A 24,827-nucleotide genomic window follows, 5' to 3' on the forward strand; every position below is an offset into this window, starting at 1 on the left:
AAGCCAGCAAGCATGTAGACGGCCTACTCACGGCTCTGCTGTTGAAGGTACTCAGTCGTGGCCTCTGAATGATACCGTGTGAAATAGGTGCCGTGGTCCGGGCCCGCAAACGAGGCAAGGGCCGTTGTGATCGCGCGTCCGACGAGTGAGGCGGTGTCACCCAGATCAATTTCGTCGGGTGATTGGGCGTCGAGTAGGCGTCGCCCGATCTCCACCGCTTCCTCTTCGGTAACGGTGAACTCCATCTTGAACAGCTGCATCTGTCGGCCTCGCGCGTTCGCTCCAGCCTACCCGGTTCGGTTAGGTAGGCAAGCCGTCGACGCCTAGACTCAATGGATCTTAGCCGTGAGCAACTCGTGGCAGGCGGCGGCGGTGGCGCGCCAGTGCGCTTCCGACTCTGGGTCCGCTAGAATCTGGCCAACAATATACCTGGCCACTCCGCCGGCATCTCCGTAGCGCTCGATCAGCGCTGCCGCGGCGATGAAGTTCACGAGACCTCCTAAGCGTACTAAGCGCGTACCTAGATAGGCCTTGGCACGGAAAGCCTCGTCAACGTCCCGCAAAGGCTATCTTTCTTCACGGCAACGTATGTTTCAGATTGGGCAAAACGCTTATTACCTCCGTTCTGTCGAGCGATCCCGGAGGAGTACGCGCTGAGCCGTGACTGCTCAGACGGTGAGATAAAGTTCCTTTCCGATCTACTCGTCCGTACGCTCCTGCTTCGTTAGTCTCGCTAGATCAGAGTCGTCCGAAGCCGCTCATCGGCGACCCGGTTTGCCCCTAATGTTGCGAGTCCTCCGGGAGGGCAGCCTACCGGTTCGGCGAGGTGGCTCGGCAGGATCAGCGCCTGTTCGGAGGTATGCCCATCAGCATTCGTTGTGCTGTGACGGAACGCACTGGCCAGTCCATAGCCCTAGCAATTTCGTCGTCGATTAAGCCTACGCTCGCTAGATCGGACAGCCGCTTCTTCTCGTCGAGGGTCCACTCACGCCAAGTGCTCTTGCCCATTCCTGTCTCCCCCAAGCGGCAGGGTAGCCGGGCCTTGCATGTGAGCAAGCAGGCGCTGCGAACCAGCTGTGCCCATCTCGTCCCGGAATGGAACTGAGTAACCTCCGACCTGCCCTTAAGGTGCAAGCAGCTGCCAGCGCTGGTTTCGCGCCGGCCTACCCGGTTCCCAGGCGGGCAAGCGAGGACCAGGAGCGAGGTCGGCCCTTTGCTCGAAGAGATAGCACCGCTTCAATCGCCACCCCGAGGGCGATCCCCGGTCCGATGTTGTGCGTTGCTACCCCGCCTCCCGCGCCGATTGCGACGCCTATGCCCAACCACTTCGGATCCATGCGCTCTCTTTGGGGTGTCGGTCTGGCCTACCGGTTCGGACAGGTAGCAAACCGCCAGAGCAAGGTCCGCCTTCGCCAGCAATCATTGCACGATAGCTTCCTGAAAGTACAATCGAGCTGCGCCACCTATTCCTACGCACCGAGACTTTCAGCATAGCCCGCCCAATTGGCTTGCGTCGCCGACTACGAGGTCTAGCATCTGCCTGGGTCACACAGGGGATAAGACATGAACTGCTACATACTTGCTGGCGTTCTTGCGATTCTGCCCACTGTAGCCGGTGCTGATAACTACCACATAGAGATCCCGTTCACAGGTGTGTTCGGCAACGACGCCTATGGTCTGTACAAAGCGGGTGACAAAATCACGGGCCTCATCGTGTATGACCGGGTGTACAACGAGGATACAATGGGCCTGTTTGAGGGTGCAGAGTACATCTCGCTCGAGACTAAGCTGGAGGATTATGTCTCTCCAGTGCTGTACGCGAACTACGACAGGGCGGACAAAGAGGCCAGCTTCTCCGGTGCCAGGTCGCAGCCATTGATAAGCGTGAACTTCTTCAACGTGCTAGGTCAAAAGCATTATCTTCCCACGCTTGCAGAGCTCCTGAACAAGCGAGGCACTTTCTCTACCTCATCTTACACCACCGACGGAGGCACCGAGGTTTTCAGCGGCGGTTCTGGTCGCCTGATGGTAGATGGTTCCATGGCTGCGCCAGTCCCCGAGCCCGCAACGTGGGCGTCACTGGCTGCCGGTCTTAGCCTGGCAAGCGGCGCAGCAGCATACCGTCGCAGGCGTAAAGCGAAGGTGATGTTTGCCTGAAGAACGTCGGCCGTACAGGCACTCTGGGCGGCCATGCAGGTAGCCAGGCCCGGGTTGTAGGCTCAGGGTACCAGCCTAGCTGGTGCTAAGCCTGGTGCTGGTGCAACGTACTTCGGCGCCGCAAAATGTATCAGTTTCGGGTCGTCGGGTGGGCCGACGACAGGACTCGAATTGTGGCCTCCGGTTGTGACCGGTTTTTACGCCGCTGGGACCACGCCGGCCCTAATTCACCCTACCGCGCGAGACGCTCCTCGAAAGACCTGCGCTCAGCCGGTGCGGGCGCGCCAGCCTACCCCGTTCGGTGAGGTGGGCAAGGTACGGGTAATGTAGGATCAAAAGGCCGTCGTTTGGACGCCCGCTGACGATGCTGAACGGGATCCGCCCACAGGTGCGAGGATGGCCGTCCAGAATAGCCGAACGGCTACTTACGATCAGGCGAACCTGACCTTCGTCTTACGGCGGCGGCGATAGCCTGCAACACCACCTGCCAAGCTAAGGCCAGCGATCATCGAAGCCCATGTCGCAGGCTCAGGTACAGGAGCCGTGAAGCTTCCAACATAGCTGCCTTCCAGGAGACCGCTCTGCCGCAGGGCCGGATCTCTCGTCCCGTACTCGAAATTTTGGTAGAACGGAGTGCCGCTCCCGAACAGGCTGTTGATCGTCAACGGCGCACTTAGGTCGGACGATCGAAACACTCCCCCGATCGCCAGCTGCTGACTCCGTCCAGCCGATCCGAGAAATGGAGTGTCCGCTGCGGAGGTGGTCGGCGTACCCAATAAGAAGAAGGTGAAAGCAAGTGAGGGCTCGGACGAGTCCCCGCCGAAGAAGGAGAACCCGCGAGACAACTCAACGAGCGGCGTTAGCACCGGATCGTTGGACGCCGGAAAACTGAAGCCGCCAAGCGTTGCAGTCGGCTTAGACACCGCGAGGTCGTACAATGCGTACCCATCGTCCGACTGGATCAGCGATGCGGTCGCCGGGTCGAACGAGAACCTGAAGTTGAACGCACTGCCAACTGGGCTGACACCACTCGGTGCCAGTTTGCCGCCAGTAGAGTTGATTACGCCCGAACCACTGAAGGTGACAGGCCCCGCGGCGACGCCGGCAGTTGTCATTGTGAGGCAGGCAACTACGGCCAGCGATGACGTGATTCGATGCATTTGTCCCCCCTCAGATCAACGCGCAACAGATCACTTCGCGATGAGCTGGGCAAGTCTGGTTAAGAGCCGCTATCCGCGAAATTGTCCTGCTTGGGACACTCTTCCCCTTTGAACCTGAGGCCGGCAGTTCGAGTCACCAACTTAGCTCATCCAGCCTACCCGGTTCGGTGAGGTGGACAAGTGCCGAAGCTGTTCGCTTGGGCGGCTAGCGAACGCTTACGCGAAACGCCGGTCGGAAGTCCTTGATGATGAAAAAGCGACCATTGTGCTGATCCGATCCGCAGGAAAGATCGGTTTCTCGCGAGAGCCATCCTTCTGCTTCGCCTCTGATCCAACCTCCCGGACCGGTAGTGCTGCCACTGAGAAGCCTGCCGTCGAAGCCTGACCGTCGCAGGGCCTCGGAAGTTGCTGTCCGAGGCGAGCCCGCCTCTCGATAATCCTTCGCATACTTCACGAGAAAGCCTCCCAGAACCATCTGGGCGTGCCCAACCAAGCGGGCGTCAAAGTCGCTTTCCACTCCGCGAGGACGTGACTCCGGAGGCTCGTCGAGTGCGTTGAAGTACGACCCCAATTCTAGTTCTTCTACGTACGCGCCGACACGCTTGGCTCGGGTCCAGTGTGCGGCAGCCAAGCAGCGCTCGATCCCCGTGCCGGCTAGAACGCGCTCTGCTTCGCGCTGGGCTGAGTCGGCGCATGAGGTGAGTGCGACCAGCCCGATAAACCACCAAAAGCTATGTGGCCTCATTTTGGCGACGTACTCCGATAAGAGATGTGCGCAATCAGGCCGGCTAACTCGACACTATGCGGCGGGATCGGACACCGGGATAGTGCGGGCCAGCCTACCCGGTTCGGTGAGGTGGGCAAGGCAGGATCAGCGCTTGTTCGGAGGAATGCCCATCAGCATACGTTGGGCCGAGACTGAACGCACTGGCCAATCCATAGCCCTCGCAATCTCGTCGTCGATTAGGCCTATGCTCGCTAGATCAGACAGCCGCTTCTTTTCAGCGATCGTCCACTCACGCCAAGTGCTTGTGCCCATTCCTGTCTCCCCCAAACGGCAGGGTAGCCGGACGTTACACGTGAGCAAGCAGGCGTTACGGGCCAGCTGGACCAGCTCGTCCCGGAATGGAACTGAGTAAACCGGCCACCTGCCCTGAGGTGCGAGCAGAAGACAGCGCTTGTCTCGCCTCTGCCTACCCGGTGCGGTGAGGTGGGCCAGAGCTGCGAGTCTGCAGTGCCCGGCCAGACTAGCCCTAATCAGCAGGCGTACGAACGAGATCGGGCGCGGTTTGACGCACGAACTGAATCAAGCTGATTACCGACTCTGTATCCATCTTATTGAAGCAGCCGCTGAGGATCGGCTCCACGTGCCGGCTGACGAAGCAGCCAGTCGGGAAGCAGGTCATGCGCCAGTGGGGAAAGAGCCGATAATCAAGTTCTACTAACAACGGTGTTTCCTTGATGTCGGTGTGCCGTGTGTCCGCCCGTATGCTTTGCATAAGGACGGATACGGCATCGGCGTCGCCTTCAAGGTACTGACTAAAGTAGTCCTGTGTTGACACGAGAAACCCAGTCAAATCCAGCTCGACATTCCGGATGTGTGACAGGGCCTGGATAGCAAGAAGCTGCTCGCCCTGGTCGTCAGGCGGGACCAAGCTGCGGCTCACATATAGTAGCGAACTGAGCATCATAGCAGCATGCCACGGGAGGCTCTGCTGCCCTAGTTGGGATGGGTACGGACCTAACTGCGACACCCTCCGGGGGTGCCGAACAAGCTCGGCACGTCAGCAATTGGCGGTCGGCAGAAACACCTAAGGCCGGGATCGGCCCTTTGATCGAAGCGACAGCACCGCCCCAATCGCCGCTCCAAGTACGACGCCCAGTCCGACGTTGTGCATCGACACGCCCACTCCCGCGCCGATCGCGACGCCTATGCCCAACCACTTAGGATCCATGCGCTCTTTCTTGCCGGTCCAGCCTACCCGGTCCGGTAAAGTGGGTAAGCTATCTCAACGCCGACCTTGCGATCGTGGCAGCCTGAGTTGAGCGTCGCGATGAGCGCGCGAAGGATAGGTCCCTGAGAGCGTCATCGTTCCGTGTCAGCTGATGCTGCACGGTCGTGAGCAGGTGGAGAGCTGCTGGCCGATATTCTTCCCATCGAGCGTGGTTGTCCCCAGAGCTCCACGCTCTTGCGCATACCTGCATAAGCTTGTTCAGCGCATGGCAGTCGGCTTTCACACGCTCTTTCGCCCGTTCCTCATCAGAGGGAGACCCGGCTCCAGCACCGCAGAACTCACCCAAGACGAATGCGTGGTAGTCACTGAGCGCCTTCGTCAGTCGCCACCTAGTTCGGGCGAGCTTAGGAGCGTTTTCGGCGCCGCAACTATCGTTCAGGAGCGCACTTGCTTGGCTGCATACGTCATCGATGCAGTTCCGCAGCTCAGCGAAGCGCGCGGGCATGGGTGGCCTAAGCATGGTCACGAAGGTGCCTCCGAAGAGGTGACGAAATCGTTAGAGACACTGGCGTTCCCGCCCCAAACGGGGTGATAATACCGGGCAATGTCTGCTGGCCCGTCCTCCGTCGGGGAATTTGAGGTGAGAACGTGGGCGCTCGTGGCTTCACGGATCGGATCGCTCGCCCTCGCTGGCGAGACCGCGCGACTTCAGCCCTGGGAAGCGGTCGCTGCTAAGCTAAGACGGCGCATTAAGGCCGCTCTTCCTTGATACATCTGGCAACCTACCCGGTTCAGTGAGGTGGGCAAGCTGTTAGAGCCGTTTGGCCGTGCCCGGGTCCTGATCTTCCCAGACGTCGAACTCGGCTTCGATCCGTGTCAATAGTCTGCCCAGAAGCGTCTCCAGCAGCCCCGGTCCGATGACCTCGACCTCTTCGATGTCGGGAATGCACCGAAATGTGTGATCGCCATGAACGACCGACATGCGCTTGATCATATTGAAGGTCTCAGGTTCCGCGAGGCTCAGGCCACAATCCTCAGCAGCCCGCAACCCTCCCAGAAGGTCGTGGCCGATCCGTTTCAACTGACCCTGATCTCGATTGGCCCTAAGGATCACCGCCTTGAGTGCCATCTCGATCGCGAATCCGTTCAAGAAGTAGAATGGGATGGCTGCCGCCTGAGAGGCCTGCGGCTGCAAAAGACGTGCAGCCATGGCGAACGATCTCGCGGCAGCGAAGAGGTTCGGAGGTGACGTGCCTTTCTTCATCCTGACGCAGTAACGCCGCACATCTCGTGCGTCATCACGCCTCCTCCATCGCGAACGGGGCGGGAGCGACGGCAGGCTTCACGGACCTCGCCCACGCTTCGAACGCGTCTCTATCGCCGCCGCAGCAGCTCCACTCTGGTCTGCCGCCACGATACGTTGATCGGTGATCCCAGCGCAGCGTTGCTGGGCCGTATTCCATTCCTGGAAAGCGGAACGCCACGACGACTTGCCGGGGCACCAGCCGGCCGCCCCTGTTCCGCGTGACATAGACATGGGGCCGCTGCCAGCGGTCATCGTCATCAACGATATCAGCGTCCGGAAAGCGGCGAAGCACGATGGCCTTAAACCGCTCGACGGTGCGATCCCTAATCCGTTGTGTCTCGGCTTGCTCCCTGTCCCATGCGGCCTCGCAGGCCGCATCGCAGAACACCTGCGTATGCTGGCTCCCCATGATCATGGCTGGCTTCCAGCGTCGCCAACGCCGAGCTTCACGCAGCATGTCGGCCAGACCGTCGTGGTTCCGGTCGCGCCAGCGATCGGGCAGGTCTTTATCGATCCTCGACCCGCAGCAGGTGCACTCAAAGTGCCATCCATTCTCAACCATCATCGAGACGGGAACCACGCCAGTGTCTGCGAAGCGATCCGCCCATGGGGCACGATTGCACGTGACGTAGGACAGCTCACCGTCGCCATACTCCGCCGCCCCCGTCTTCCGGGCAACGATGGCATGGCGGGCAAAATAGATCGCGCCGGTGCGCTCGTCATGTTCAAGGACGGCGTATGCCTTCAGCGGCTTCTCGATCGCGCTGTTCTCAGGCATGCGCCGCCTCCGTGACCGAAACGGGAACACTGCGCACTTGCTGAAAACGAGTGCGTACTCGCCTGTTGACGCGGTGCAGAAAACCACGCATTTGCGCGCCTCTCCCGGCGTCGAGGCCCGATGGCGGAGTGGTGACGCAGAGGACTGCAAATCCTTGCACCCGGGTTCGATTCCCGGTCGGGCCTCCAACTTCGTTAGGGATAAATTCCTGAAAGGCTGCGCGGCTGTCTCGAGCTCGACGCCCCCGCCCCCAAGATCGAGTTTGGCCACCTTGCGGCTGTTATTGGGAGAAGCGATCTTCATTCGGCCGCGCTGAATTGAGTCAACAATGGTTGAGCAACTGGCGACGGCAGGGGCTACCAAACCATTCATAGCGTCGTGCCATGAACGCCCCGCTCATTCGCCAAGGCTGTCCCGTGCACGCCGCTGCAACGATGACGGCGTGTCGCGGCGGTAAAGCTTAACTGTCTTGGCTGTCAGCCACGGCCCCCACCAGATCCACTCGATTGCACGAAAAACTGTGTCTCCGCCTCCATCTGCCTGCGCATGTGTCGGCGCATTAGGGCCGAGTCGCGGCAATAACCGCGCCAGTCAGCCTCCAACGTCGACTGGCTCCATCTTGCGACATGGGCAGTCGAAGCCGTGCGCGCTCTTCGCACGCTGTCCTGCAAGGCAACCAGCTGCAACAGGTCTGGGCCAGTTCTGATGCGTGCTTCAGAAGCCAGCACGCTGTCCAGGATCGTGCTCCGCTTCCGGCTTGCCTGTGACAGCGCCAACCGCGCCGCTCCGACTGCCGCCTTGTCGGGAACGGGCCTCGCCGTCTCTGTTTCAAGGCGCGCTAAGCCATCCAGCAACTGCTGATGCGCCGAGAACAGTTGCTGCAGCGATGCAGCCTGCGCGATTGCCTGGACGGGAGGTGCGTGGATCATAGCGCGATACGCGCCGGCAACGGTTGACGACAAATTACCGAGTGAGTTCGGACCTAATTGGCACAAGTTCTCGCCCGTAACCCGCCTCGAACGGACCGTTGTGAACTTGGTCTGGTTCACTTCGACGCGATGAAGGGAGCGAGGCTGAGCTCGCCCCCTTCCGTCACTTCAACCCAGAATGCGGCACAATGGCGCAATAAGCGGCAAGTCCGCCGGCGGCATCGGCAGGTCTCGAAGCGCATCGGCATCAACCCAACGCAGCTCAGGGGTTTCCAGCGCCTGCGGCTCGCCCGTCCATTGAGCCACCCGATAAAGAAGCAGGACCAGATCGCGGCTGCCGATCAGGCCGGTGCCGAATGTGATTGGGGTCAACTTGACGGGGTCAACGGAGACCCCGAGCTCCTCATTGAGTTCGCGCGCCAGAGCCTCTGCGGGCGCCTCCCCGGCATCGACCTTTCCGCCGGGGAATTCCCATAATCCGGCCATGGCCTTGTCGGCCGGACGTTGCTGGACCAGCACGGCCCCGCCTCGAACCAGCGCGCCGGCGACGACCAGCAACGGAGGCATCGAGTCCACCAATCGTTTACCTCATTCCCGTACTTCGCATTGCCATGACCGTTCATCGCTCCTTGGTAAAGCGCGTGCTGCGCCGCCTGTCTGCCGATGCTCGCGGGGCAACTGCCATCGAATACGGCCTCATCGCTGCGTTGATCGTGCTCGCCATGGTCGGGGCGCTCCGTGCCACCGCTCAGACAACAATCGGCATGTGGGACGATGTCAGCAACAAAGTCGCGACGGCGATGGGTGGCTCTTAAGCCTTTCTCAACCCGCCTCCTCTACACGGGCGATTGTTGGTTCGATCCGGAAGACTGGACCAGCCGGGTGACTGAAGTTTCAAGACCATGGAGACCGCAATGCAGAAGATCCGCAACTTCCTCAAGAATTCCAAGGGCGCGACCGCAATCGAATACGGTCTGATCGCTGCCCTGATCGCCGTTGCCGCTATCGCCGCCATGAAGGGCATTGGTACTCAGCTGACGACCACCTTCAGCAACATCTCGTCGAACATGAAGGCGTCGTAAGACACTTCCTCGGCAAGCGGACAGATGAAGGGCGGCGGACCATCGGTTCCGCCGCCCTTCTCATTTGGTCATTTTGTTGAAGTTCAAAGTCGACCCATCGCCAGGAATTTCGCCCGGCGGTCCGCCCGCAACACCTGTGGATCTCGGCCAACCAGATCGTCCAATGCTTGGTCGATTGCGTCGCCAAGAGCGTCGATCGCTGTATGGGGCGCACGATGTGCGCCACCCAACGGCTCCGGCACGACCGTGTCGATGATGCCGAAACCTTTAAGGTCCTGCGCCGTGATACGCATCGCGTCGGCGGCATCGGCGGCCTTGTCGGCCGTGCGCCACAGGATCGACGCTGCTCCTTCGGGGCTGATCACCGAATAGATTGCGTGTTCGAACATCAGCACGCGATTACCGGCAGCCAGCGCCACTGCGCCCCCTGAACCGCCTTCGCCGACGATCGCGGAGATCACTGGAACGCCCGCCGCAAGGCACGCCTGGGTCGATCGCGCGATCGCTTCCGCCTGGCCGCGCTCCTCGGCCTGGATGCCCGGAAAGGCCCCAGACGTGTCCACCAGTGTCAGCACGGGCAACCCGAACCGATCGGCAAGACCGATCAGGCGGATCGCCTTGCGGTACCCTTCGGGTTTGCCCATGCCGAAATTGTGGCGGAGCCGGCTTGCGGTGTCCGCCCCCTTCTCGTGACCGATCGCGATTACTCGGCGTCCACGGAAGGTGGCGAAGCCGCCCAGGATCGCCTGATCGTCCCCAATAGCGCGGTCGCCAGCAAGCGGCATCCAGTCATCGAAGAGTCCCGCAGCATAGTCCTTGAAGTGCGGGCGCTCGGGATGGCGCGCGACCTGCGTCTTTTGCCACGGGGTCAATCTGGCGAATGTATCGCGAAGCAGCTTGTCAGATTTCGCCTGAAGACGGGCGAGGTCCGCACTGATGTCGACCGTGCCGTCGGCAGCAGTGTCGCGCAACTCGTCGATACGGCCCTGCAGCTCGGCGATCGGTTTTTCGAAATCCAGGAAACTTGGCATCGCGGCGCGCTAAGCGGGCGAGGGCCGAAGGTCAACGCGGCCAGCGTCGTTCAGGGGATGGCGCGTGTTCACCAGTTCCACCAATCGGCTCGCTTCGACGTGGGTGTAAATCTCGGTTGTGGCAATGTCGGCATGACCAAGCATGGTCTGTAGAGCCCTCAAATCCGCGCCGCCGGCCAGCAGATGAGTGGCGAACGCGTGGCGAAGCACGTGCGGGCTGACCCGATCGGGCGCGATCCCCGCCTCCGCCGCCAGCGCCTTCACCAGCTGAAAAAGTCGAATGCGCGACAGGTGGCCCTTCCCGGAGGGAAACAGCCATTGCCGATCGGGCGCCACATGGTTGCGCCAGGATGCGACAGCAGCGCGGGCACGATCGGAAATGGGTACCAGCCGCTCGCGCCCACCCTTGCCGCGCACGATCAGGAAGGGGCGATCCGGCGACACCGCCGACCGCGGCAGCGAGACCAGTTCTGTCGCGCGCAGCCCCGATCCGTACAGAAGTTCCATCAAGGCAGCGAGCCTCAGGTCAGCCGGAAGCACCGGTTCCTTCGCCAGCCGCGCCGCAATCGCGCCGAACAGTCGTTCGACGTCGTCAAGGCTTAACACCTTGGGCAAAGGCCGGGCGGTCCCGGGCCTTGGCAGTGTGCCGCCAGGGTCATCGCCGCGATGTCCTTCGTCGTGCAGGAATGCAAAGAACCGCCGCAATGACGCCGCCTTGCGGGCCACCGTCGATCGCGACAGATCTCGCCAGCCGTGCGCCAGTCGCGCCAGCACGGCGGCATCCGCCGTCGTCAGTTCCCCCGCCAGTTCCGTCGACGCCAGCGCCAGGTCTGAACGATAGGCAGCCAGCGTGTTGGCCGCCGCCCCCGCCTCCGCCGCCAGCATCTCCAGAAAGCGATCGATCAGGGCCGCATCCGTGCCCATGGATCAGGCCCGCGCGATCGCCTCGGCAGCGATCATCCGCGCCTCACCACCCAGCCCAACCGCACGCAGCGCCCCGACAATGCGGTACAGCATCTCGGGCGGGACTCCGCGCCAAGAACCTGTCTGCATACCGATTGCGGCCAGCAGGACCACCGTCCCCGGCTGGTTTGCCAGAGCCGCGCGATCCAGTGCCCGCGTCCAGGGGTTCTCCGCCCCGATCCGCACCTCCAATGCTTCGGCCGCACGCTCGATGTCCGCGGGAGCGAGCCGCCCCAGCCCAGCCAGCCCCGCGAAGAACAACCGCTGCTTGACCGCGCTGTCACCCGATCCGGCATAGCTCGACACATCGCGATAGGTCAGCCGCTGGGACAGGTCGGGATCGGCGAGCGCCAGCATGGCCCAGGCATCCCCACCGGCTTCCACCGACCCGCGCCAGCGTGCCGCCGTCCGGTCCAGCCCTGCCGACAGCATTGATGCGACCAATCGATCGGCCGGCGCCTTCGCCGTGCCTGCGGGCACTCTGATGGCCGCACGGGCAGTCAGCACCAGCCGGCCATAGGGCGTCTGCCCATCATCCCGCCCCCAGATGCGACGCAATGCCGCTAGGCGCGCAGCCGCGTCGGCCGCGGTATAGGCCGTGCGAAGATCGTCTGCGACCGCCACCGCCGCGGACGGGGCATCGTCGCCCCCCTCTACCGATCCGTACAGGTCGACCATCGCCAGGTTGGACAAGACGCCCTGCCCTGCCGCAGCTTCCGCCGCAGGCAGTCGAAGAGCCGGAGGAACGCCTGGGGCCAAGGCCCGCCAACAGTTAGCCTGTGGCCCGACGGTCGCCATTAGCTCGTCGGGCAGCGGCGTGCTCGTCGCCAACGACAGACCGATTCGCCACGCGGTCAGCTGGTCGACGCCAGCCCACTCGATCGTCATCGCCTGGCCACCATTGGGTCCCGCGCCGATCACCTTTTGCGCAAGCTGCAGGTCGATGCCGCTCGCCACGCGGCGCCTACGAACCTGCGCCAGTTGCGCCTTCGCCGCAGCCGGATTTCCGCTCAGCGCGGCGCAGATGGCCCCCGCCGTGGTCCAGCCACGCGCGGGGGCCAAGGCAGCTGCGCGCGCCTGCAACGGACACAGCCCCCCCGGATCACCCGCAGCGAGCATTGCGTTCATCGCGACCTGAAGCAGCTTCGGCGTCGTGTTTGCCACATCGACGCCCTGCACCAGCGCGCGCGCCGCGGGCGCCTCGCCCATGCGCAGCAGCAACCAGGCTCGCTCCGCGGCGAAATCGGCGCCGTTCACATGGGCTGGCGTGTCGATCCGCCCCACCAGCGCGCGCCGCAACAGGATCGACATCCAGCGCGACGGCAGCGGTGCCGACAGATTACGCATGAGCAGTTTTAGGTATTGCCCGTCCGCGGCCCCGAACGCGTCCGCGGGCAAGGCGCCCTCCCCCGTTCCGATCGGCCCCACAGACGCGAGCGACCGGCGCGCCGCGGCCGGCATCTCGTATTCGGCCAGCACCCGCGCGTCAGGCGTGGGCGTCGGGCTCGGCGTTTCCGATGGCGATGCGCTCGGCTCCGGCGCCGGTAGCGGCTGAACCACCGCAGTTGCCTGCGACGGCGTCGGTGCGGCGATCGGGCCGCTGGTAAGGCCGGTAGCGCTGGGCCGGGGGCTCGGGCGGGCGCTCGGCGTGGCCGCGGGCTCGCCAAAGCCAGGCGGCAGGATCGACTCGGGCCGTTCCTGCTGCGCCAACGCCGGCAGCGTCACCGCGGCGACCAGCGTCACCGCAGCGACCCGCCGCAGCCCGCTAGGAGAGGTTGTCAAGCGAGACCGCCTTCTCGACCTGGGTCTGCGGCACTTCGTGCGCGCGGCTGGACAACAGGAACAGGCCGCCCACGACCACCACCAGAATGACGAGAAGCGTGACGAGGAGGCGGGACATGGGCAAACCTTGGTTGACGCTGTTCGTGACCGGGACCCGACCATTGCCGGGCGCGCCCTGCCTAGTATAGCCCCCAACCGATGTTGCAAAGCCGTAAGCCTGTTGAGCCGTGGAAGGGGCAGCCGATCGTGCTGATTGGCTTGATGGGCGTCGGTAAATCCACGGTGGGCCGGCGCCTCGCTGCAAAGCTTCACCTGCCCTTCGCCGACGCGGACACCGAAATCGAGAAAGCGGCGGGAATGAGCGTCGCGGAAATCTTTGACCGCTTCGGCGAGCCGTATTTCCGCGACGGGGAGCGCCGGGTAATCGCTCGGCTGGTCGATGGAACCCCCAAGGTGATCGCAACGGGCGGCGGCGCGTTCCTGAACGAGGAAACGCGGCGCCTGATCCTCGAAAACGCTGTCGCAGTCTGGCTGGATGCCAATCCGCGCGTCCTTGCCGAACGGGTCAGCCGCCGCGACACGCGCCCGCTGTTGCGCGGCAAGAATCCGGTGGAGGTGCTGACCGAACTCGCGCGCGTCCGTAATCCCATTTACGCGCTCGCGCCTTTTCGCGTGTCGAGCCATAAGGCCCCGCATGAAACAACGGTGGCCGCCATCATGGAGGCGATCGGCGCATGAACACGGTTTCTGTTGAACTGGGCGACCGGCGCTATCCCATCCTGATCGAGGCCGGGTTGCTAAGCCGTGCGGCCGAGCACCTTGCGCCATTCGCGCGCGGGCGGCGGCTGGTGATCGTCACGGACGAGAATGTCCGCCCTCATCTCGCCAAGTTGCAGGAAGCGCTTGGGTCTGCGGCGATCGACAGCGAGTCGATCGTGCTGCCTCCAGGGGAGCGGACCAAGAGTTGGGCGACGCTGGAGCAGCTTTGCGATCGGCTTCTGCGCCTTGGTATAGAGCGCAGCGACCACATCGTCGCGCTGGGCGGGGGAGTTATCGGAGACCTGGTCGGCTTTGCCGCGGCGATCCTGAAGCGTGGCTGCGGTTTCGTGCAGATCCCCACAACCTTGCTGGCGCAGGTGGACAGTTCCGTCGGGGGGAAAACCGCGATCAACAGCACCGCCGGCAAGAACATGATCGGCGCCTTTCACCAGCCCTCACTGGTGCTGATCGACCCCGACGTGCTCGACACCCTTCCCGCGCGGGAGGTTCGCGCCGGCTATGCCGAGGTGGTGAAGTATGGGCTGATCGACGACCCGTCCTTCTTTGACTGGTGTGAAGCCCAGGGGGCAACACTGCTCGCCGGCGATCCGGCCACGCGTGACTATGCGATCGCCCATGCGGTGTCGGCCAAGGCGCGCATCGTTGCTGCGGATGAGCATGAAACCAACGGCACCCGCGCGCTATTGAACCTTGGCCACACCTTTGGCCACGCGCTGGAGGCGGAAGCGGGCTTTTCGGACCGGCTCCTTCATGGGGAGGGCGTTGCCGCAGGATGCGCTCTCGCCTTCGCCTATTCGGTCAGGCGTGGCCTGTGCCCCCAGCCGGACGCGCAGCGCGTCAGCGACCATTTCCGTGAAGTCGGCCTTCCCGAAGGGCTCGCTTCGTCCGGTGTCGCCGCGACTGGTGCCAAGCTGGTCGAGTTGATGCGCCACGACAAGAAAGCGAGCGGGGGCGTTCTGCCCTTCCTGCTCGCACGCGGGATCGGCCAAACCTTCCTTGATCGCTCGGTCGATCTGGCCGACGTGGAACGCTTCCTCGACGAACAGCCGCGCTGATGCCCAATGGCGTCAAAAAGGCCGATCTGCCGACGAAGATCTGCCCAGCCTGCAATCGGCCGTTCACCTGGCGCAAGAAGTGGGCCCGCGACTGGGACCAGGTGACCTATTGCTCGGATGCGTGCCGCAAGAAGCGCTAGAGGGCGCTCAGCCCTTCAGCCGCCATGCCAGCCACAACCAGCCGGCGATCATCAGCGCACCCCCCAGCGGCGTGACGGGACCGAGCAAGCGCGGACCTCCAAAAGCCAGCCCGTACAGCGACCCCGCAAACAACGCCGCGCCCACCACGAATAGCCATCCCGGCCCTGCCGCGCCCAGCCGCAGCGCAACCAGCGCCGCCACGGCATGAACCAGCTGGTAATGTCCGCCGATGCGCAGCAGTTCGGCCGCGCGCGCGCCTGCGCCATGGGCACCGAAAGCGCCCGCCATGACGGCCACCGCGCCGGACACGGCCGCAAGCACACCCAGCCAGTTCATCGTTCCCCAATCCGCGTGTCTGACACCATCGTCTTTGCCGCCCGGATATCGCCGCCGTCGCGCTGCACCTTCAACCGCTCGCGATCGCGACGACGATAGCGGTCCTCTACCCGGTCGATCTCCGCGCCATCCACGCCGACGCTGTCGAGAGCCATGCGCCCCATCTTCACTGCGGACTCAAGCACCTCGCGCACGATGTAGCGCACCGGCGCGTCCTTCAGCTTGATCAAGGCACGACGATCGAACGCGCGCACGAACAGGGTCGCGTTCGGGAATGCTTCATGCACCGCGTCCAGCATTTCCGCGTCCAGCTGGTCACCATCCAGGCAGAAACAGATCAGCTCCGCCTCTGCCGCGCCTGCTTGGCGCAACAGGTCCAGCCGCGTACCGTCGCCATAATAGACCTTGGCCCCGAACTCGTTGGCGACATCGATCATCTCGATATCGGTGTCGATCAGCGTCACCGGCACGTCTGACGCGTGCAGCATCTGCGCCACCGTCTGGCCGAACCGACCATAGCCGACGATCAGGGCATTGGCCCCGTCGGCCTTGGGCCCGTCTCGCTCTTCGGGGATGCTGTTGACCGGCTCTTCCCGGAACCGCTTGGTCAGCGTCATCAGGAAAGGCGTGGTTGCCATCGACAGGGTAATTACTGCCCCGAACAGGCTCGCCGCCTGCGGATCGATCAGCCCACCGGTCGCGGCCTGACCGAACAACACGAACCCGAACTCACCGCCCTGGCTCAGCAACAGCCCCAGCGCGAAGGCCTGGCGCCACTTCATCCGAAAGGCGAGGCCGATCGCGGTAATCACGGCAGTCTTGGTCAGGATCAGCGCCGCCGCCACGCCCAGGACGAACAAGGGGCGCTGCGCGATCACCGGCAGTTTCAGGCTCATGCCGACCGCAAGGAAGAAAAGCCCGAGCAGGATGGAGCGAAACGGCTCCACATCCGCCTCGATCTCGTGCCGATAAGGCGTGTCGGCAAGCATCACGCCAGCCACGAAAGCACCGAGCGCGGCGGACAACCCGAAGGTTTCCATCACGGCCGCTGCGGCGATCACCGCGAACAGGCCGGCAAAGACGAACAGCTCGCGCTCGCCCAGCCGTCCGATCAGCCGGAACAACGGGCGCAAAACGAACCGGCCCGCCAGCACCAGCCCCGCCACAGCCAGCACGGTGTACAAGCCCAGCAGCCACCCCGGCGGCGCGTTCGCTTCTGCGGGCCGGCGCGACAGGGCAGCGACAATCGTGATTAGCGGAACGATCGACAGATCCTGGAACAGCAGGATCGAAAAGGCGCGCTCACCAAAGGGCGTCCGCAGCCGTCCCGCCGACTGCAGCATCGGCAGCACCTGAGCGGTCGACGACAGACCGAGCGGCAGCCCAAGCGCCAGCGCCGCAGCCGGTGAAAAGCCCGCCAGCCATACAAAGCCCGCAACCGCCAGCCCGCAGCACGCTACCTGCAGCAGACCAAGGCCGAAAATGTCTTCCTTCAGCTTCCAAAGCCGGCTTGGGTTCAGCTCCAACCCGACCAGGAACAGCAGCAGCGTGATGCCGAGCTCCGCAAAGCCCATCTTCGATTCGGCACCGCCGACCAGGCCGAGCACATGCGGGCCGACCGCTGCACCAGCCACGAGGTAGCCCAGCGTCGCACCCAGCCCCAGCCGGCGGAACAACAACACACAAACGAGCCCGAACCCGAGCAGGATCACGCCGTCGCGCAACAGCGAAACCGACTCGTGCTCCATCAGGCTGTCACGACCGCATGATCGCCGTGCCGCGCAGCCTCTCGCGCCGCTTCCGCAGCGGCCTCGAACGCGAGGCGGATGGAGGGATGCCGCGCGGCATAGTGTCGCGCCGGTGCCAGCACAGCAAGGCCGGGCCAATCGGGCGCATCGCCCTCACCTGCAAGCCATGCGGTCAGCGCATCGCGAGCCGCCTCCAGTTCCTCCGCGCTCTTGCCGAGAATGTTCGCCGCCAGCAGCGATGCCGATGCTTGGCCGAGCGCGCAGGCGCGAACCAGCAGCCCAACTTCAGCGACCCGGCCGTCAGGACCAAGGTTCACGTCGACCGTGACCCGGCTGCCGCAGACCGGCGACCGCTTCTCACTGGAGGCCGCTGGCGTCACCAGTCGCTCATGAAACGGGATGGACGCCGCCAGACGCAGGATGTCCTGGTTATAAAGCGCGCTGCTCATTCCGCGGCTCCCACAGCATTGTTCGTGTCCGGCGTCCGCGCCCCGAAAACAGGCTGACCGCGACGCCGGCGATCCACGAAGTCGGCAATCCCCGCGCTGGTCGCGTTGAGCAGCGGATAGGTCCGGCTCCCTGTCATCCATGCCGGCCGCCGTGCCGAGCCGCCGCGCGTCGTGTCCACCACGAGTGCCACCAGAAGAAACGCCAGGCTGCACAGGATCAGGCCTTTTAACGCGCCGAACCCGAAGCCCAGCCCCCGATCAAGCGGCCCGAGCACGCTGGTCCTTGTCCGCGCCCCGATCGCCCGCGCGACCAGGCGGCCAAAGAAGTACGTGAAGCCCGCGATCAGGACAAAGGCGAGTACTGCCGCCCCGGATGCCGTGCCCACAAAGCGGGTCAGCGCCTGGCTGATCGGGATGTGGAACAGTTTCAGGGCGGCCGTGATCGCGACCCAGGCGAACAGCGACAGCACCTCGGTAACAAAACCACGAACAAAGCCGAGGATCGCAGCGCCCCCGACAGCGAGCAAAACAACCATGTCGAGTGCGGTCAGCGCCATGGTCCTGCGAATAGGGCTGCTGACCGTTTTTCGCTAGTCCCGACCATGCTGGCGGGCTCCGGCCAGGGCCAATAGAAGGCACGCATGAGCTTCTGGCGACCGTCGCCCGTCATCCGGACAAAGGTGCTCGCGCTGATCTGGCGTGGTCCGGCCTTGCTGCTCGGCCCGGTATGCGATGACAGGTCGATCCTGGTCGGCCTGCGCCCGCTTGGCGGTACGATCGAGTTCGGCGAAACGCGGGAAGAAGCACTACGCAGGGAGTTGCGCGAAGAGCTCGGGTGTGAGGCGAGCTTCGATGGCCCTTGGCACACCATTGAGAACATCTTTGTTCATGGCGATGCGACGGGCCACGAATATCTGTTCGCGATTAACACGGCCCTGGCCGACCCTGATCTTTATACGCGGAAGCACGTTCTCTATCACGACGGCAGCGGACGCCAGATCGCGCGCTGGGCTAAGCCGGACGAGCTGCCGCCTGGGGTCAACCTGTACCCATCCGGGTTGGCCGCCGCGCTGAGCGCCCGGCTTCAGCCGCGCCCCAGCATATAGTCCACGAACTGCACCAGCGTCCGAAAACCCGACAAGCGCAGGTCACCACCATCGCTCGTCATGGCGGAGGGGACCAGCGCCCGCTCAAACCCCAGCTTGGCCGCTTCCTTGAAGCGTAGCGGCCCATGCGCCACCGCGCGCACTTCGCCTGACAGCGCGATCTCGCCGAATGCCACCGCATCGGCCGGCACCGGACGCTCCGACAGCGCCGATACCAGCGCCGCCGCAACCGCCAGGTCCGCCGCCGGGTCCTGCACCTTGTACCCGCCCGCGACGTTCAAATAGACTTCGGCTGCGGAGAAGGAGAGCCCGCACCGCGCCTCCAGCACCGCCAACACCATCGCAAGCCGGCCTGCGTCCCAGCCGACCACCGATCGCCTCGGCGTCGCGCCGCTGGCCAGTCGTACCACCAGCGCCTGTATCTCCACCAGCACCGGCCGCGTCCCTTCCAGTGCTGGGAACACGGTAGCGCCGGTAATCCCCTCCTCGCGGTGCGTCAGGAACAGCGCAGAAGGGTTGGCGACCTCCGTCAACCCTTCGGCGACCATCGAGAACACGCCGATCTCGTCCGTTCCCCCGAACCGGTTCTTGATCGCGCGCAGGATGCGGTATTGGTGGCTGCGCTCTCCTTCAAAGGACAGCACGGTATCCACCATGTGCTCGAGCACGCGCGGCCCGGCGATGCTGCCGTCCTTGGTCACATGCCCGACCAGCACCAGCGCGGTGCCGCGCTCCTTGGCGAAGCGGATCAGCTCCTGCGACGACGCACGCACCTGGCTGACGGTGCCGGGCGCGCCTTCGATCAGGTCCGAATGCATGGTCTGGATCGAATCGATCACCAGCAGCGCAGGCGGCCGCCCGGTGGACAGCGTCGTCAGGATGTCCCGCGTGGAGGTCGCGCTCGCCAATTGCACGGGCGCCGATCCCAGCCCCAGCCGCCGCGCGCGCAACCGCACCTGGTCCGCCGCTTCCTCACCCGAGACATAAGCGACCGACAGCCCCGCGCTCGCCATCCGCGCCGCCGCCTGGAGCAGCAGCGTCGACTTTCCGATACCGGGATCACCCCCGATCAGCGTCGCGGATCCTTCCACGAAGCCGCCGCCCAGCGCACGGTCCAGCTCCGCGATCCCGGTCGAAATGCGATCGGGAAGCGTCACCTCCGCGTCCAGCCCGACAAGCTGGATGGAGCGCCCGCCGCCCTGCAGATTGTGCTTGGCCTGGAACGGCGTCACCACCGCCGCCGCTTCCTCGACCAGCGTATTCCATTCCTGGCAGTCGACACACTGCCCCTGCCAGCGTGACGACACCGACCCGCAGGACTGACAGACATAGCGTTTTTGCGGCTTGGCCATGACCGCGATGTAGCGGAACAGGTCGGGAACGACTAGCCCCTGTTCGGCCTTTCGGGAATGTGAAGGCCACGCTGCACCGCCGGCCTTTCCAGGACGCGGTCCAGCCAATCGCCCAGGCGGCCGAACTCGCCAAACCCGACCAGTCCGGTATCGTGGTCCAGCTTTCGCATCGCTCGCACCCAGCCCATGCAGGCTATGTCGGCGATCGAATAGTCGCCCGCGATCCATTCCCGTCCCGCCAGTTGCCCGTCGAGCACGTCCAGCAGGCGACGCGTTTCTTCGGCGTAGCGGTCGCGCGGCCGCTTATCTTCCCAATCCTTGCCACCCATCGCCGCGAAGAAGTTGAGCTGCCCCGCCATCGGGCCAAGGCCACCGACCTGCCACCATACCCAGGTCAGCACCTGCGCACGCCCCGCGGGGTCGGACGGGATCAGCCGCCCCGCCTTGTCTGCGAGGTAGGTCAGGATCGCCCCACTCTCCCACGCGGCGAAGGGCTGCCCGCCCGGCCCGTTAGGGTCCAGGATCGCGGGGATCTTGCCATTCGGGTTGAGCGACAGGAATTCGGCACTTTTCTGGTCGTTCTGGCCGAAGTCGACCAGATGGGCCTCGTAAGGCAGTTCCAGCTCTTCCAGCGCGATCGATACCTTGACACCGTTGGGCGTTGGCAGGCCGTAATATTGGATGCGGTCGGGATGCGTCGCCGGCCAGCGCCGGGTGACGGGAAAGGTTGCCAGGTCGGTCATGGGGGCACGCTCCTCTGTGGCTCCGGGTAGGCAATGGTTACGCCCGTCCGGGCACGGTGGCCAGCCGCCTCGGCGCGCGCTACAGCGCCTCCCCCATGCAGCGGCCCCCAACCGACGAAGCTCTCCGCGTCGCCCTGTTCAGCGGCAACTACAACTATGTTCGCGATGGCGCGAACCAGGCGTTGAACCTGCTTGTCGGCTATCTGCTGGACCACGGGATCGCGGTGCGGATCTATTCGCCGACAGTCGTGAAGCCCGCGTTCCCCCCCACGGGCGATCTGGTCAGTGTGCCGGCTTTGTCGCTCCCATTCGGGCGCGGCGAGTACAAGCTGGCGCGCGGCCTCCCCCCCCACATCCGTAGCGATCTCGATGCCTTCGCGCCTAATCTGGTGCATGTGTCCGCACCCGAACTGCTCGGCCACCGTGCGGTTGCCTATGCCCGCGCGCACGGGGCGGCAGCGGTGGCGTCGCTTCATACGCGCTTCGAAACATATCCCCGTTACTATGGCCTGCGCTTTGCGGAGCCCCTGCTGATCGCCGGGCTGAAGCGCTTCTATGACCGGTTCGACCGGGTCCTCGTGCCGGGCCCCAGCATTGCCGCGCTGCTGGCCGACTGGGGCGTCACCGCGCCCACCTCTATCTGGTCGCGCGGCATCGACCATGATCGCTTCACCCCTTCACGGCGCAGTTTCGAATGGCGCCGCTCCCTCGGGATCGAGGACGGCGACACGGCAGTCGGCTTCCTTGGCCGGCTGGTGAAGGAAAAAGGCCTCGACATCTTCGCCAGGGTCGTCGCGGAACTCAAGCGACGCAATGTCCGCCACAAGGTGCTCGTTATTGGCGAAGGGCCGGCGCGGGAATGGTTCGCCGCGCAAGCACCCGAGGCGATCTTTGCCGGTTTCCAGTCGGGCGACGATCTCGGCCGCGCCGTTGCCTCCATGGACGTGTTCTTCAACCCGTCCGTGACCGAGACGTTCGGCAACGTCACGACGGAGGCGATGGCGGCCGGGGTTCCCGTCGTGGCCGCGCGCGCGACCGGTGCCGTCGATCTGGTGGTTGAGGGGGAAACCGGTTTTCTCGTCCAGCCCACCAACGTCGGCGCCTATGCCGACGCGATCGGCCGCATCGTGGCAGAGCCACTGCTGCGCGAACAACTCGGCGCGGCCGGCCACCGCCGGGCGCTCTCCTATCGCTGGGACACGGCCAATGCGGCGGTGCTGCAGGCCTATCGGGAGGTGATGGCGAACCGTGAGGTGCCCGCCTGATCCAGGCTCTCGCGGGTCAGATGCCTCCGGCAGTAACCGCGTAACCTGCCTGCTCCAGCCCGGCCGTCAGATCGCTGAGGCATGCATCGACCAGGGCCTGATCCGGGCTCCTCACGACGAAGTTCGCGCCTGTGCGCCCGTCGCGAAAGAAAGGATAGCTGCCGATCGCGACGCCTGGATACGCCTTCTCCGTCCGGCGCAACAGGTCCGCGACTTCGCTTTCCGCGACCCAGCCGCCGACCGTCGCAGAGATCACCGGCTGCCCTCCTTCTAGCGTGCCGGTCAGCGCATCCAGCATGCCTGCGGTGATATGCGGCACGCCTGCCATAATGAAGATGTTCTGCCAGCGGATGCCCGGCGCGCCGGACACCCTGTTCTCGATCAGTGTTGCGCCCTCGGGCACGCGCGCCATCCGCGCCCGCGCTTCAGTCAGCCCGCCCCGGCTCTCGTAATAACGCTCCAGCGTGGCGACTGCGTCAGGATGGTGCACGACCGGCACGCCCAGCGCGGCGGCGATCGCATCCACAGTGATGTCGTCGTGAGTCGGCCCGATGCCACCCGTGGTGAACAGGTAATCGTTGCGCGCCCGCAGGATGTTAACCGCCTCCGCGATCGCTTCCGCCCGGTCCGGCACCACCCGCACCTCGGCGAGCCGGATACCCTGGACGTTGAGCCAACTCGCAAGTTGAGCGATGTTCTTGTCCTGCGTTCGGCCGGACAGGATCTCGTCGCCGATCACCACCAGCGCGGCGGTCCAGATGCGTTGCTCGCTCATCATTGGCCGGCATAGCCTCGCAAACCTGGGTTCGCCACGCTATATCGGCGTCATGACCGAATACGTCACCGTCACCGCCGATTCACCGGATGCCCGCACGGGCGCGATCAAGCTTCATGGTCCTGACGCCTTTGCCGGCATGCACCGCGCCGGCCGGCTGGCGGCCGAAACGCTGGACATGCTGGTGCCGCACATGGTCCCGGGCGTCACCACGGCAGAGATCGACCGGCTGATCTACGATTTCGTGACGGCGAACGGCGGCGTGCCCGCGACCCTCGGCTATCGTGGCTACACCCACTCCACCTGCATCTCGATCAACCATGTCGTGTGCCACGGTATCCCGTCCGAAAAGACGCTGAAGTCGGGCGACATCGTCAATGTCGACGTGACCCCGATCGTCGATGGTTGGCATGGCGACACCAGCCGCATGTACCTGATCGGCGACGTGCCGCTTCGCGCCAAGCGGCTGGTCGAGGTCACCTATGAGTGCCTGATGATCGGCATCGAGCAGGCGAAGCCCGGCAACCGCATGGGCGATGTCGCCAACGCGATCCAGCGCCACGCGGAGAAGCACCGCTTCGGCGTCGTTCGCGACTTCTGCGGCCACGGCCTTGGCCGCCTGTTCCATGACGCGCCGGAGGTGGTTCATGTCGGGCGTCCCGGCACCGGACCGGAGCTTCGCCCCGGCATGATCTTCACCATCGAACCGATGATCAACATCGGCCGTCCCGACGTGAAGCTGCTGGACGATGGTTGGACCGCCGTCACCCGCGATCGTTCGCTGTCTGCGCAGTTCGAACACTCGATCGGCATCACGGAAACCGGGTGTGAGATCTTCACGCTCAGCCCCGCCGGCTACAACCAGCCACCTTACCAATAAGAAGCTCCCGCTTGATGGCTGCCCTGTTCAGGCGTATCGACCGCTATAGCCTCCTGTTGCTTGCCACCGTCCTGCTGGCGACCGTGCTGCCGTGTCGCGGGCAGGTTGCGAGCGGGTTGGGGATCGTCACCTTCGCCGCGATCGCCCTGTTGTTCTTCCTGCACGGCGCCAAGCTGTCGCGCGACGCCATCATCGCAGGCATGACGAACTGGCGCCTGCACCTGCTGGTGCTTGCGATCACCTTTGTCGCTTTTCCCCTGCTGGGTCTCGCCTTCCATGCGGGGACGGTGGCGGTGCTGGCGCCGACGCTTGCCGCCGGCCTACTGTTCCTGACGCTGCTGCCGTCCACCGTTCAATCCTCGATTGCGTTCACCTCCATGGCGCGGGGCAACGTGCCCGCGGCGGTGTGCAGCGCGTCGGCCTCCAACCTTCTCGGCATCCTGCTCACGCCCCTGCTGGTTGCAGGATTGATGGGCGGCACGGCCCACGTCTCCCTTGGTGAGGTGCGGACCATCGCGGGGCAGCTGCTCCTCCCCTTCGTCCTTGGCCATCTGTCGCGGCCGTGGACGGCCGGTTTGGTCGATCGCCACAAGGCGGTGCTGTCCTTGGTCGACCGCGGATCCGTGCTGCTCGTCGTGTACACGGCGTTCAGCGCTGCGGTGGTTGAGGGGCTTTGGACGCGTGTGCCCGCCTGGCAGTTGCTGCTGGTGCTGCTTTTCAGCGCGCTGCTCCTCGCGATCGTCATGATCGGGACCAGCATTCTGGCAAAGCGGCTCGGCTTCGATCGTGCCGACTCGATCGCTATCCTGTTCTGCGGTTCCAAGAAGAGCCTGGCGTCGGGCGTTCCGATGGCCGGGGTGCTGTTCCCGGCTGCACAGGTCGGCGCGATCATCCTGCCGCTGATGATTTTTCACCAGCTTCAGCTCCTCGTCTGCGCCAGCGTGGCGCAGCGCTATGCGGGAAACCAGCCGACCGAGCGAACCGTTCAAGAGGCTGCGCTCGCCAGCTAGGACCGGTTAAACGTGTCGGGCAGGATGACGAGCCGCTTTCCGCT

General features: G+C 64.3%; 28 protein-coding genes and 1 tRNA gene. 11 read left to right on the forward strand and 18 right to left on the reverse strand.

Annotated elements, in window-relative coordinates:
• Positions 1–23 precede the first annotated feature (23 nt).
• Together FHS94_RS07840 and FHS94_RS07845 are read right to left on the reverse strand one after the other, a co-directional pair.
• Positions 24–260, reverse strand: coding sequence for a hypothetical protein (locus FHS94_RS07840; RefSeq protein ID WP_184056395.1), 237 nt, complete (start codon positions 258–260; stop codon positions 24–26).
• Between the two features lie 69 nt (positions 261–329).
• Positions 330–491: a hypothetical protein gene (locus FHS94_RS07845; protein ID WP_184056397.1), complete on the reverse strand. Its 162-nt coding sequence runs from the start codon at positions 489–491 to the stop codon at positions 330–332.
• A 1,072-nt stretch (positions 492–1,563) separates the two neighbouring features.
• Between FHS94_RS07845 and FHS94_RS07850 the strand changes: the two genes are divergently transcribed.
• Positions 1,564–2,157: a PEP-CTERM sorting domain-containing protein gene (locus FHS94_RS07850; RefSeq protein ID WP_184056399.1), complete on the forward strand. Its 594-nt coding sequence runs from the start codon at positions 1,564–1,566 to the stop codon at positions 2,155–2,157.
• A 431-nt stretch (positions 2,158–2,588) separates the two neighbouring features.
• Here the strand turns inward: FHS94_RS07850 and FHS94_RS07855 are convergent, their stop codons facing one another.
• From FHS94_RS07855 to FHS94_RS07870, 4 genes are all read right to left on the reverse strand, one after another.
• Positions 2,589–3,317: a PEP-CTERM sorting domain-containing protein gene (locus FHS94_RS07855; protein ID WP_246348425.1), complete on the reverse strand. Its 729-nt coding sequence runs from the start codon at positions 3,315–3,317 to the stop codon at positions 2,589–2,591.
• A gap of 1,253 nt (positions 3,318–4,570) precedes the next feature.
• Positions 4,571–5,008: a BLUF domain-containing protein gene (locus tag FHS94_RS07860; RefSeq protein WP_343055213.1), complete on the reverse strand. Its 438-nt coding sequence runs from the start codon at positions 5,006–5,008 to the stop codon at positions 4,571–4,573.
• A 1,075-nt stretch (positions 5,009–6,083) separates the two neighbouring features.
• Positions 6,084–6,536, reverse strand: a complete 453-nt coding sequence (locus FHS94_RS07865) for a hypothetical protein (RefSeq protein ID WP_184056403.1) — start codon at positions 6,534–6,536, stop codon at positions 6,084–6,086.
• 34 nt (positions 6,537–6,570) lie between these two features.
• The gene (locus FHS94_RS07870; RefSeq protein WP_184056405.1) at positions 6,571–7,356 is read right to left on the reverse strand and encodes a hypothetical protein; all 786 of its coding nucleotides are present in this window, start codon (positions 7,354–7,356) and stop codon (positions 6,571–6,573) included.
• A gap of 114 nt (positions 7,357–7,470) precedes the next feature.
• Between FHS94_RS07870 and FHS94_RS07875 the strand changes: the two genes are divergently transcribed.
• Positions 7,471–7,544, forward strand: a tRNA-Cys gene (locus FHS94_RS07875).
• A gap of 909 nt (positions 7,545–8,453) precedes the next feature.
• Here the strand turns inward: FHS94_RS07875 and FHS94_RS07880 are convergent.
• Entirely contained in the window at positions 8,454–8,852 is a 399-nt protein-coding gene (locus FHS94_RS07880; RefSeq protein WP_184056583.1) for a (deoxy)nucleoside triphosphate pyrophosphohydrolase, read from the reverse strand.
• Positions 8,853–8,926: 74 nt separating this feature from the next.
• On the opposite strand from FHS94_RS07880, the gene FHS94_RS07885 reads away from it, so the two are divergent.
• Complete coding sequence (locus FHS94_RS07885; protein ID WP_343055214.1) at positions 8,927–9,100, forward strand: Flp family type IVb pilin; 174 nt, start codon at positions 8,927–8,929, stop codon at positions 9,098–9,100.
• A 99-nt stretch (positions 9,101–9,199) separates the two neighbouring features.
• Positions 9,200–9,367, forward strand: coding sequence for a Flp family type IVb pilin (locus FHS94_RS07890; protein WP_184056409.1), 168 nt, complete (start codon positions 9,200–9,202; stop codon positions 9,365–9,367).
• Between the two features lie 83 nt (positions 9,368–9,450).
• On the opposite strand, the gene FHS94_RS07895 is transcribed toward FHS94_RS07890, so the two are convergent.
• Genes FHS94_RS07895 through FHS94_RS19640 form a run of 4 tightly spaced genes read right to left on the reverse strand, consistent with a single transcriptional unit; the run spans position 9,451 to position 13,261 of the window.
• A complete protein-coding gene (locus FHS94_RS07895) occupies positions 9,451–10,398 on the reverse strand; it encodes an acetyl-CoA carboxylase carboxyltransferase subunit alpha (RefSeq protein WP_184056412.1) in 948 nt (315 codons plus the stop codon).
• Between the two features lie 9 nt (positions 10,399–10,407).
• Positions 10,408–11,322, reverse strand: coding sequence for a tyrosine recombinase (locus FHS94_RS07900; protein ID WP_184056414.1), 915 nt, complete (start codon positions 11,320–11,322; stop codon positions 10,408–10,410).
• A gap of 3 nt (positions 11,323–11,325) precedes the next feature.
• On the reverse strand, positions 11,326–13,143 hold the full coding sequence (locus FHS94_RS07905) for a hypothetical protein (protein ID WP_246348427.1): 1,818 nt from the start codon (positions 13,141–13,143) through the stop codon (positions 11,326–11,328).
• Positions 13,127–13,261, reverse strand: a complete 135-nt coding sequence (locus FHS94_RS19640) for a hypothetical protein (protein WP_281396862.1) — start codon at positions 13,259–13,261, stop codon at positions 13,127–13,129. The genes FHS94_RS07905 and FHS94_RS19640 overlap by 17 nt, the downstream gene beginning before the upstream one ends.
• 80 nt (positions 13,262–13,341) lie before the next feature.
• Between FHS94_RS19640 and FHS94_RS07910 the strand changes: the two genes are divergently transcribed.
• The 3 genes from FHS94_RS07910 to FHS94_RS07920 are packed head-to-tail and all read left to right on the forward strand — an operon-like array spanning position 13,342 to position 15,118.
• The gene (locus FHS94_RS07910; RefSeq protein ID WP_184056416.1) at positions 13,342–13,881 is read left to right on the forward strand and encodes a shikimate kinase; all 540 of its coding nucleotides are present in this window, start codon (positions 13,342–13,344) and stop codon (positions 13,879–13,881) included.
• A complete protein-coding gene (gene aroB / locus FHS94_RS07915; RefSeq protein ID WP_184056418.1) occupies positions 13,878–14,978 on the forward strand; it encodes a 3-dehydroquinate synthase in 1,101 nt (366 codons plus the stop codon). The genes FHS94_RS07910 and aroB overlap by 4 nt, the downstream gene beginning before the upstream one ends.
• Complete coding sequence (locus tag FHS94_RS07920; protein ID WP_184056420.1) at positions 14,978–15,118, forward strand: DUF2256 domain-containing protein; 141 nt, start codon at positions 14,978–14,980, stop codon at positions 15,116–15,118. The genes aroB and FHS94_RS07920 overlap by 1 nt, the downstream gene beginning before the upstream one ends.
• Before the next feature lie 7 nt (positions 15,119–15,125).
• On the opposite strand, the gene FHS94_RS07925 is transcribed toward FHS94_RS07920, so the two are convergent.
• From FHS94_RS07925 to FHS94_RS07940, 4 genes are read right to left on the reverse strand one after another with little or no spacing between them, the layout of a single operon-like run.
• The gene (locus FHS94_RS07925; protein WP_184056422.1) at positions 15,126–15,455 is read right to left on the reverse strand and encodes a DUF423 domain-containing protein; all 330 of its coding nucleotides are present in this window, start codon (positions 15,453–15,455) and stop codon (positions 15,126–15,128) included.
• Positions 15,452–17,203, reverse strand: coding sequence for a cation:proton antiporter domain-containing protein (locus tag FHS94_RS07930; RefSeq protein ID WP_184056425.1), 1,752 nt, complete (start codon positions 17,201–17,203; stop codon positions 15,452–15,454). The genes FHS94_RS07925 and FHS94_RS07930 overlap by 4 nt, the downstream gene beginning before the upstream one ends.
• Positions 17,203–17,652 carry an iron-sulfur cluster assembly scaffold protein gene (locus FHS94_RS07935; RefSeq protein ID WP_184056427.1) on the reverse strand — a complete coding sequence of 150 codons (450 nt, stop codon included), beginning with the start codon at positions 17,650–17,652 and terminating at the stop codon, positions 17,203–17,205. Before FHS94_RS07935 ends, FHS94_RS07930 begins: the two co-directional genes overlap by 1 nt.
• Positions 17,649–18,209: a CvpA family protein gene (locus FHS94_RS07940; protein WP_184056429.1), complete on the reverse strand. Its 561-nt coding sequence runs from the start codon at positions 18,207–18,209 to the stop codon at positions 17,649–17,651. Before FHS94_RS07940 ends, FHS94_RS07935 begins: the two co-directional genes overlap by 4 nt.
• A gap of 84 nt (positions 18,210–18,293) precedes the next feature.
• On the opposite strand from FHS94_RS07940, the gene FHS94_RS07945 reads away from it, so the two are divergent.
• Complete coding sequence (locus FHS94_RS07945) at positions 18,294–18,758, forward strand: NUDIX hydrolase (RefSeq protein WP_184056431.1); 465 nt, start codon at positions 18,294–18,296, stop codon at positions 18,756–18,758.
• On the opposite strand, the gene radA is transcribed toward FHS94_RS07945, so the two are convergent.
• Both radA and FHS94_RS07955 read right to left on the reverse strand, forming a co-directional pair.
• Complete coding sequence (gene radA / locus FHS94_RS07950) at positions 18,737–20,110, reverse strand: DNA repair protein RadA (protein WP_184056432.1); 1,374 nt, start codon at positions 20,108–20,110, stop codon at positions 18,737–18,739. The genes FHS94_RS07945 and radA overlap by 22 nt on opposite strands.
• 32 nt (positions 20,111–20,142) lie before the next feature.
• Positions 20,143–20,853 (reverse strand): glutathione S-transferase family protein, encoded by a 711-nt coding sequence (locus tag FHS94_RS07955; RefSeq protein WP_184056434.1) that lies wholly within the window; start codon positions 20,851–20,853, stop codon positions 20,143–20,145.
• Positions 20,854–20,948: 95 nt separating this feature from the next.
• On the opposite strand from FHS94_RS07955, the gene FHS94_RS07960 reads away from it, so the two are divergent.
• A complete protein-coding gene (locus FHS94_RS07960; protein ID WP_184056437.1) occupies positions 20,949–22,118 on the forward strand; it encodes a glycosyltransferase family 4 protein in 1,170 nt (389 codons plus the stop codon).
• Between the two features lie 16 nt (positions 22,119–22,134).
• On the opposite strand, the gene FHS94_RS07965 is transcribed toward FHS94_RS07960, so the two are convergent.
• Complete coding sequence (locus FHS94_RS07965; RefSeq protein ID WP_184056439.1) at positions 22,135–22,893, reverse strand: competence/damage-inducible protein A; 759 nt, start codon at positions 22,891–22,893, stop codon at positions 22,135–22,137.
• A gap of 52 nt (positions 22,894–22,945) precedes the next feature.
• On the opposite strand from FHS94_RS07965, the gene map reads away from it, so the two are divergent.
• Positions 22,946–23,773 (forward strand): type I methionyl aminopeptidase, encoded by an 828-nt coding sequence (gene map / locus FHS94_RS07970; RefSeq protein WP_184056587.1) that lies wholly within the window; start codon positions 22,946–22,948, stop codon positions 23,771–23,773.
• 14 nt (positions 23,774–23,787) lie between these two features.
• On the forward strand, positions 23,788–24,783 hold the full coding sequence (locus FHS94_RS07975; protein ID WP_184056441.1) for a bile acid:sodium symporter family protein: 996 nt from the start codon (positions 23,788–23,790) through the stop codon (positions 24,781–24,783).
• Positions 24,784–24,827 lie beyond the last annotated feature (44 nt).

The organism is Sphingomonas aerophila, assembly GCF_014199305.1.
Lineage (GTDB): Bacteria > Pseudomonadota > Alphaproteobacteria > Sphingomonadales > Sphingomonadaceae > Sphingomonas > Sphingomonas aerophila.

Excerpts from the sequence above, each read along its gene's own strand:
- FHS94_RS07895 (WP_184056412.1), bottom strand. The coding sequence starts at position 10,398 with ATGCCAAGTTTCCTGGATTTCGAAAAACCGATCGCCGAGCTGCAGGGC.
- FHS94_RS07890 (WP_184056409.1), top strand. The coding sequence starts at position 9,200 with ATGCAGAAGATCCGCAACTTCCTCAAGAATTCCAAGGGCGCGACCGCA.
- FHS94_RS07920 (WP_184056420.1), top strand. The coding sequence starts at position 14,978 with ATGCCCAATGGCGTCAAAAAGGCCGATCTGCCGACGAAGATCTGCCCA.
- FHS94_RS07850 (WP_184056399.1), top strand. The coding sequence starts at position 1,564 with ATGAACTGCTACATACTTGCTGGCGTTCTTGCGATTCTGCCCACTGTA.
- map (WP_184056587.1), top strand. The coding sequence starts at position 22,946 with ATGACCGAATACGTCACCGTCACCGCCGATTCACCGGATGCCCGCACG.
- FHS94_RS07880 (WP_184056583.1), bottom strand. The coding sequence starts at position 8,852 with ATGCCTCCGTTGCTGGTCGTCGCCGGCGCGCTGGTTCGAGGCGGGGCC.
- FHS94_RS07925 (WP_184056422.1), bottom strand. The coding sequence starts at position 15,455 with ATGAACTGGCTGGGTGTGCTTGCGGCCGTGTCCGGCGCGGTGGCCGTC.
- aroB (WP_184056418.1), top strand. The coding sequence starts at position 13,878 with ATGAACACGGTTTCTGTTGAACTGGGCGACCGGCGCTATCCCATCCTG.
- FHS94_RS07975 (WP_184056441.1), top strand. The coding sequence starts at position 23,788 with ATGGCTGCCCTGTTCAGGCGTATCGACCGCTATAGCCTCCTGTTGCTT.
- FHS94_RS07900 (WP_184056414.1), bottom strand. The coding sequence starts at position 11,322 with ATGGGCACGGATGCGGCCCTGATCGATCGCTTTCTGGAGATGCTGGCG.
- FHS94_RS07860 (WP_343055213.1), bottom strand. The coding sequence starts at position 5,008 with ATGATGCTCAGTTCGCTACTATATGTGAGCCGCAGCTTGGTCCCGCCT.
- FHS94_RS07935 (WP_184056427.1), bottom strand. The coding sequence starts at position 17,652 with ATGAGCAGCGCGCTTTATAACCAGGACATCCTGCGTCTGGCGGCGTCC.
- FHS94_RS19640 (WP_281396862.1), bottom strand. The coding sequence starts at position 13,261 with ATGTCCCGCCTCCTCGTCACGCTTCTCGTCATTCTGGTGGTGGTCGTG.
- FHS94_RS07910 (WP_184056416.1), top strand. The coding sequence starts at position 13,342 with ATGTTGCAAAGCCGTAAGCCTGTTGAGCCGTGGAAGGGGCAGCCGATC.
- FHS94_RS07840 (WP_184056395.1), bottom strand. The coding sequence starts at position 260 with ATGCAGCTGTTCAAGATGGAGTTCACCGTTACCGAAGAGGAAGCGGTG.
- FHS94_RS07870 (WP_184056405.1), bottom strand. The coding sequence starts at position 7,356 with ATGCCTGAGAACAGCGCGATCGAGAAGCCGCTGAAGGCATACGCCGTC.
- FHS94_RS07940 (WP_184056429.1), bottom strand. The coding sequence starts at position 18,209 with ATGGCGCTGACCGCACTCGACATGGTTGTTTTGCTCGCTGTCGGGGGC.
- FHS94_RS07855 (WP_246348425.1), bottom strand. The coding sequence starts at position 3,317 with ATGCATCGAATCACGTCATCGCTGGCCGTAGTTGCCTGCCTCACAATG.
- radA (WP_184056432.1), bottom strand. The coding sequence starts at position 20,110 with ATGGCCAAGCCGCAAAAACGCTATGTCTGTCAGTCCTGCGGGTCGGTG.
- FHS94_RS07865 (WP_184056403.1), bottom strand. The coding sequence starts at position 6,536 with ATGAAGAAAGGCACGTCACCTCCGAACCTCTTCGCTGCCGCGAGATCG.
- FHS94_RS07930 (WP_184056425.1), bottom strand. The coding sequence starts at position 17,203 with ATGGAGCACGAGTCGGTTTCGCTGTTGCGCGACGGCGTGATCCTGCTC.
- FHS94_RS07955 (WP_184056434.1), bottom strand. The coding sequence starts at position 20,853 with ATGACCGACCTGGCAACCTTTCCCGTCACCCGGCGCTGGCCGGCGACG.
- FHS94_RS07965 (WP_184056439.1), bottom strand. The coding sequence starts at position 22,893 with ATGAGCGAGCAACGCATCTGGACCGCCGCGCTGGTGGTGATCGGCGAC.
- FHS94_RS07945 (WP_184056431.1), top strand. The coding sequence starts at position 18,294 with ATGAGCTTCTGGCGACCGTCGCCCGTCATCCGGACAAAGGTGCTCGCG.
- FHS94_RS07960 (WP_184056437.1), top strand. The coding sequence starts at position 20,949 with ATGCAGCGGCCCCCAACCGACGAAGCTCTCCGCGTCGCCCTGTTCAGC.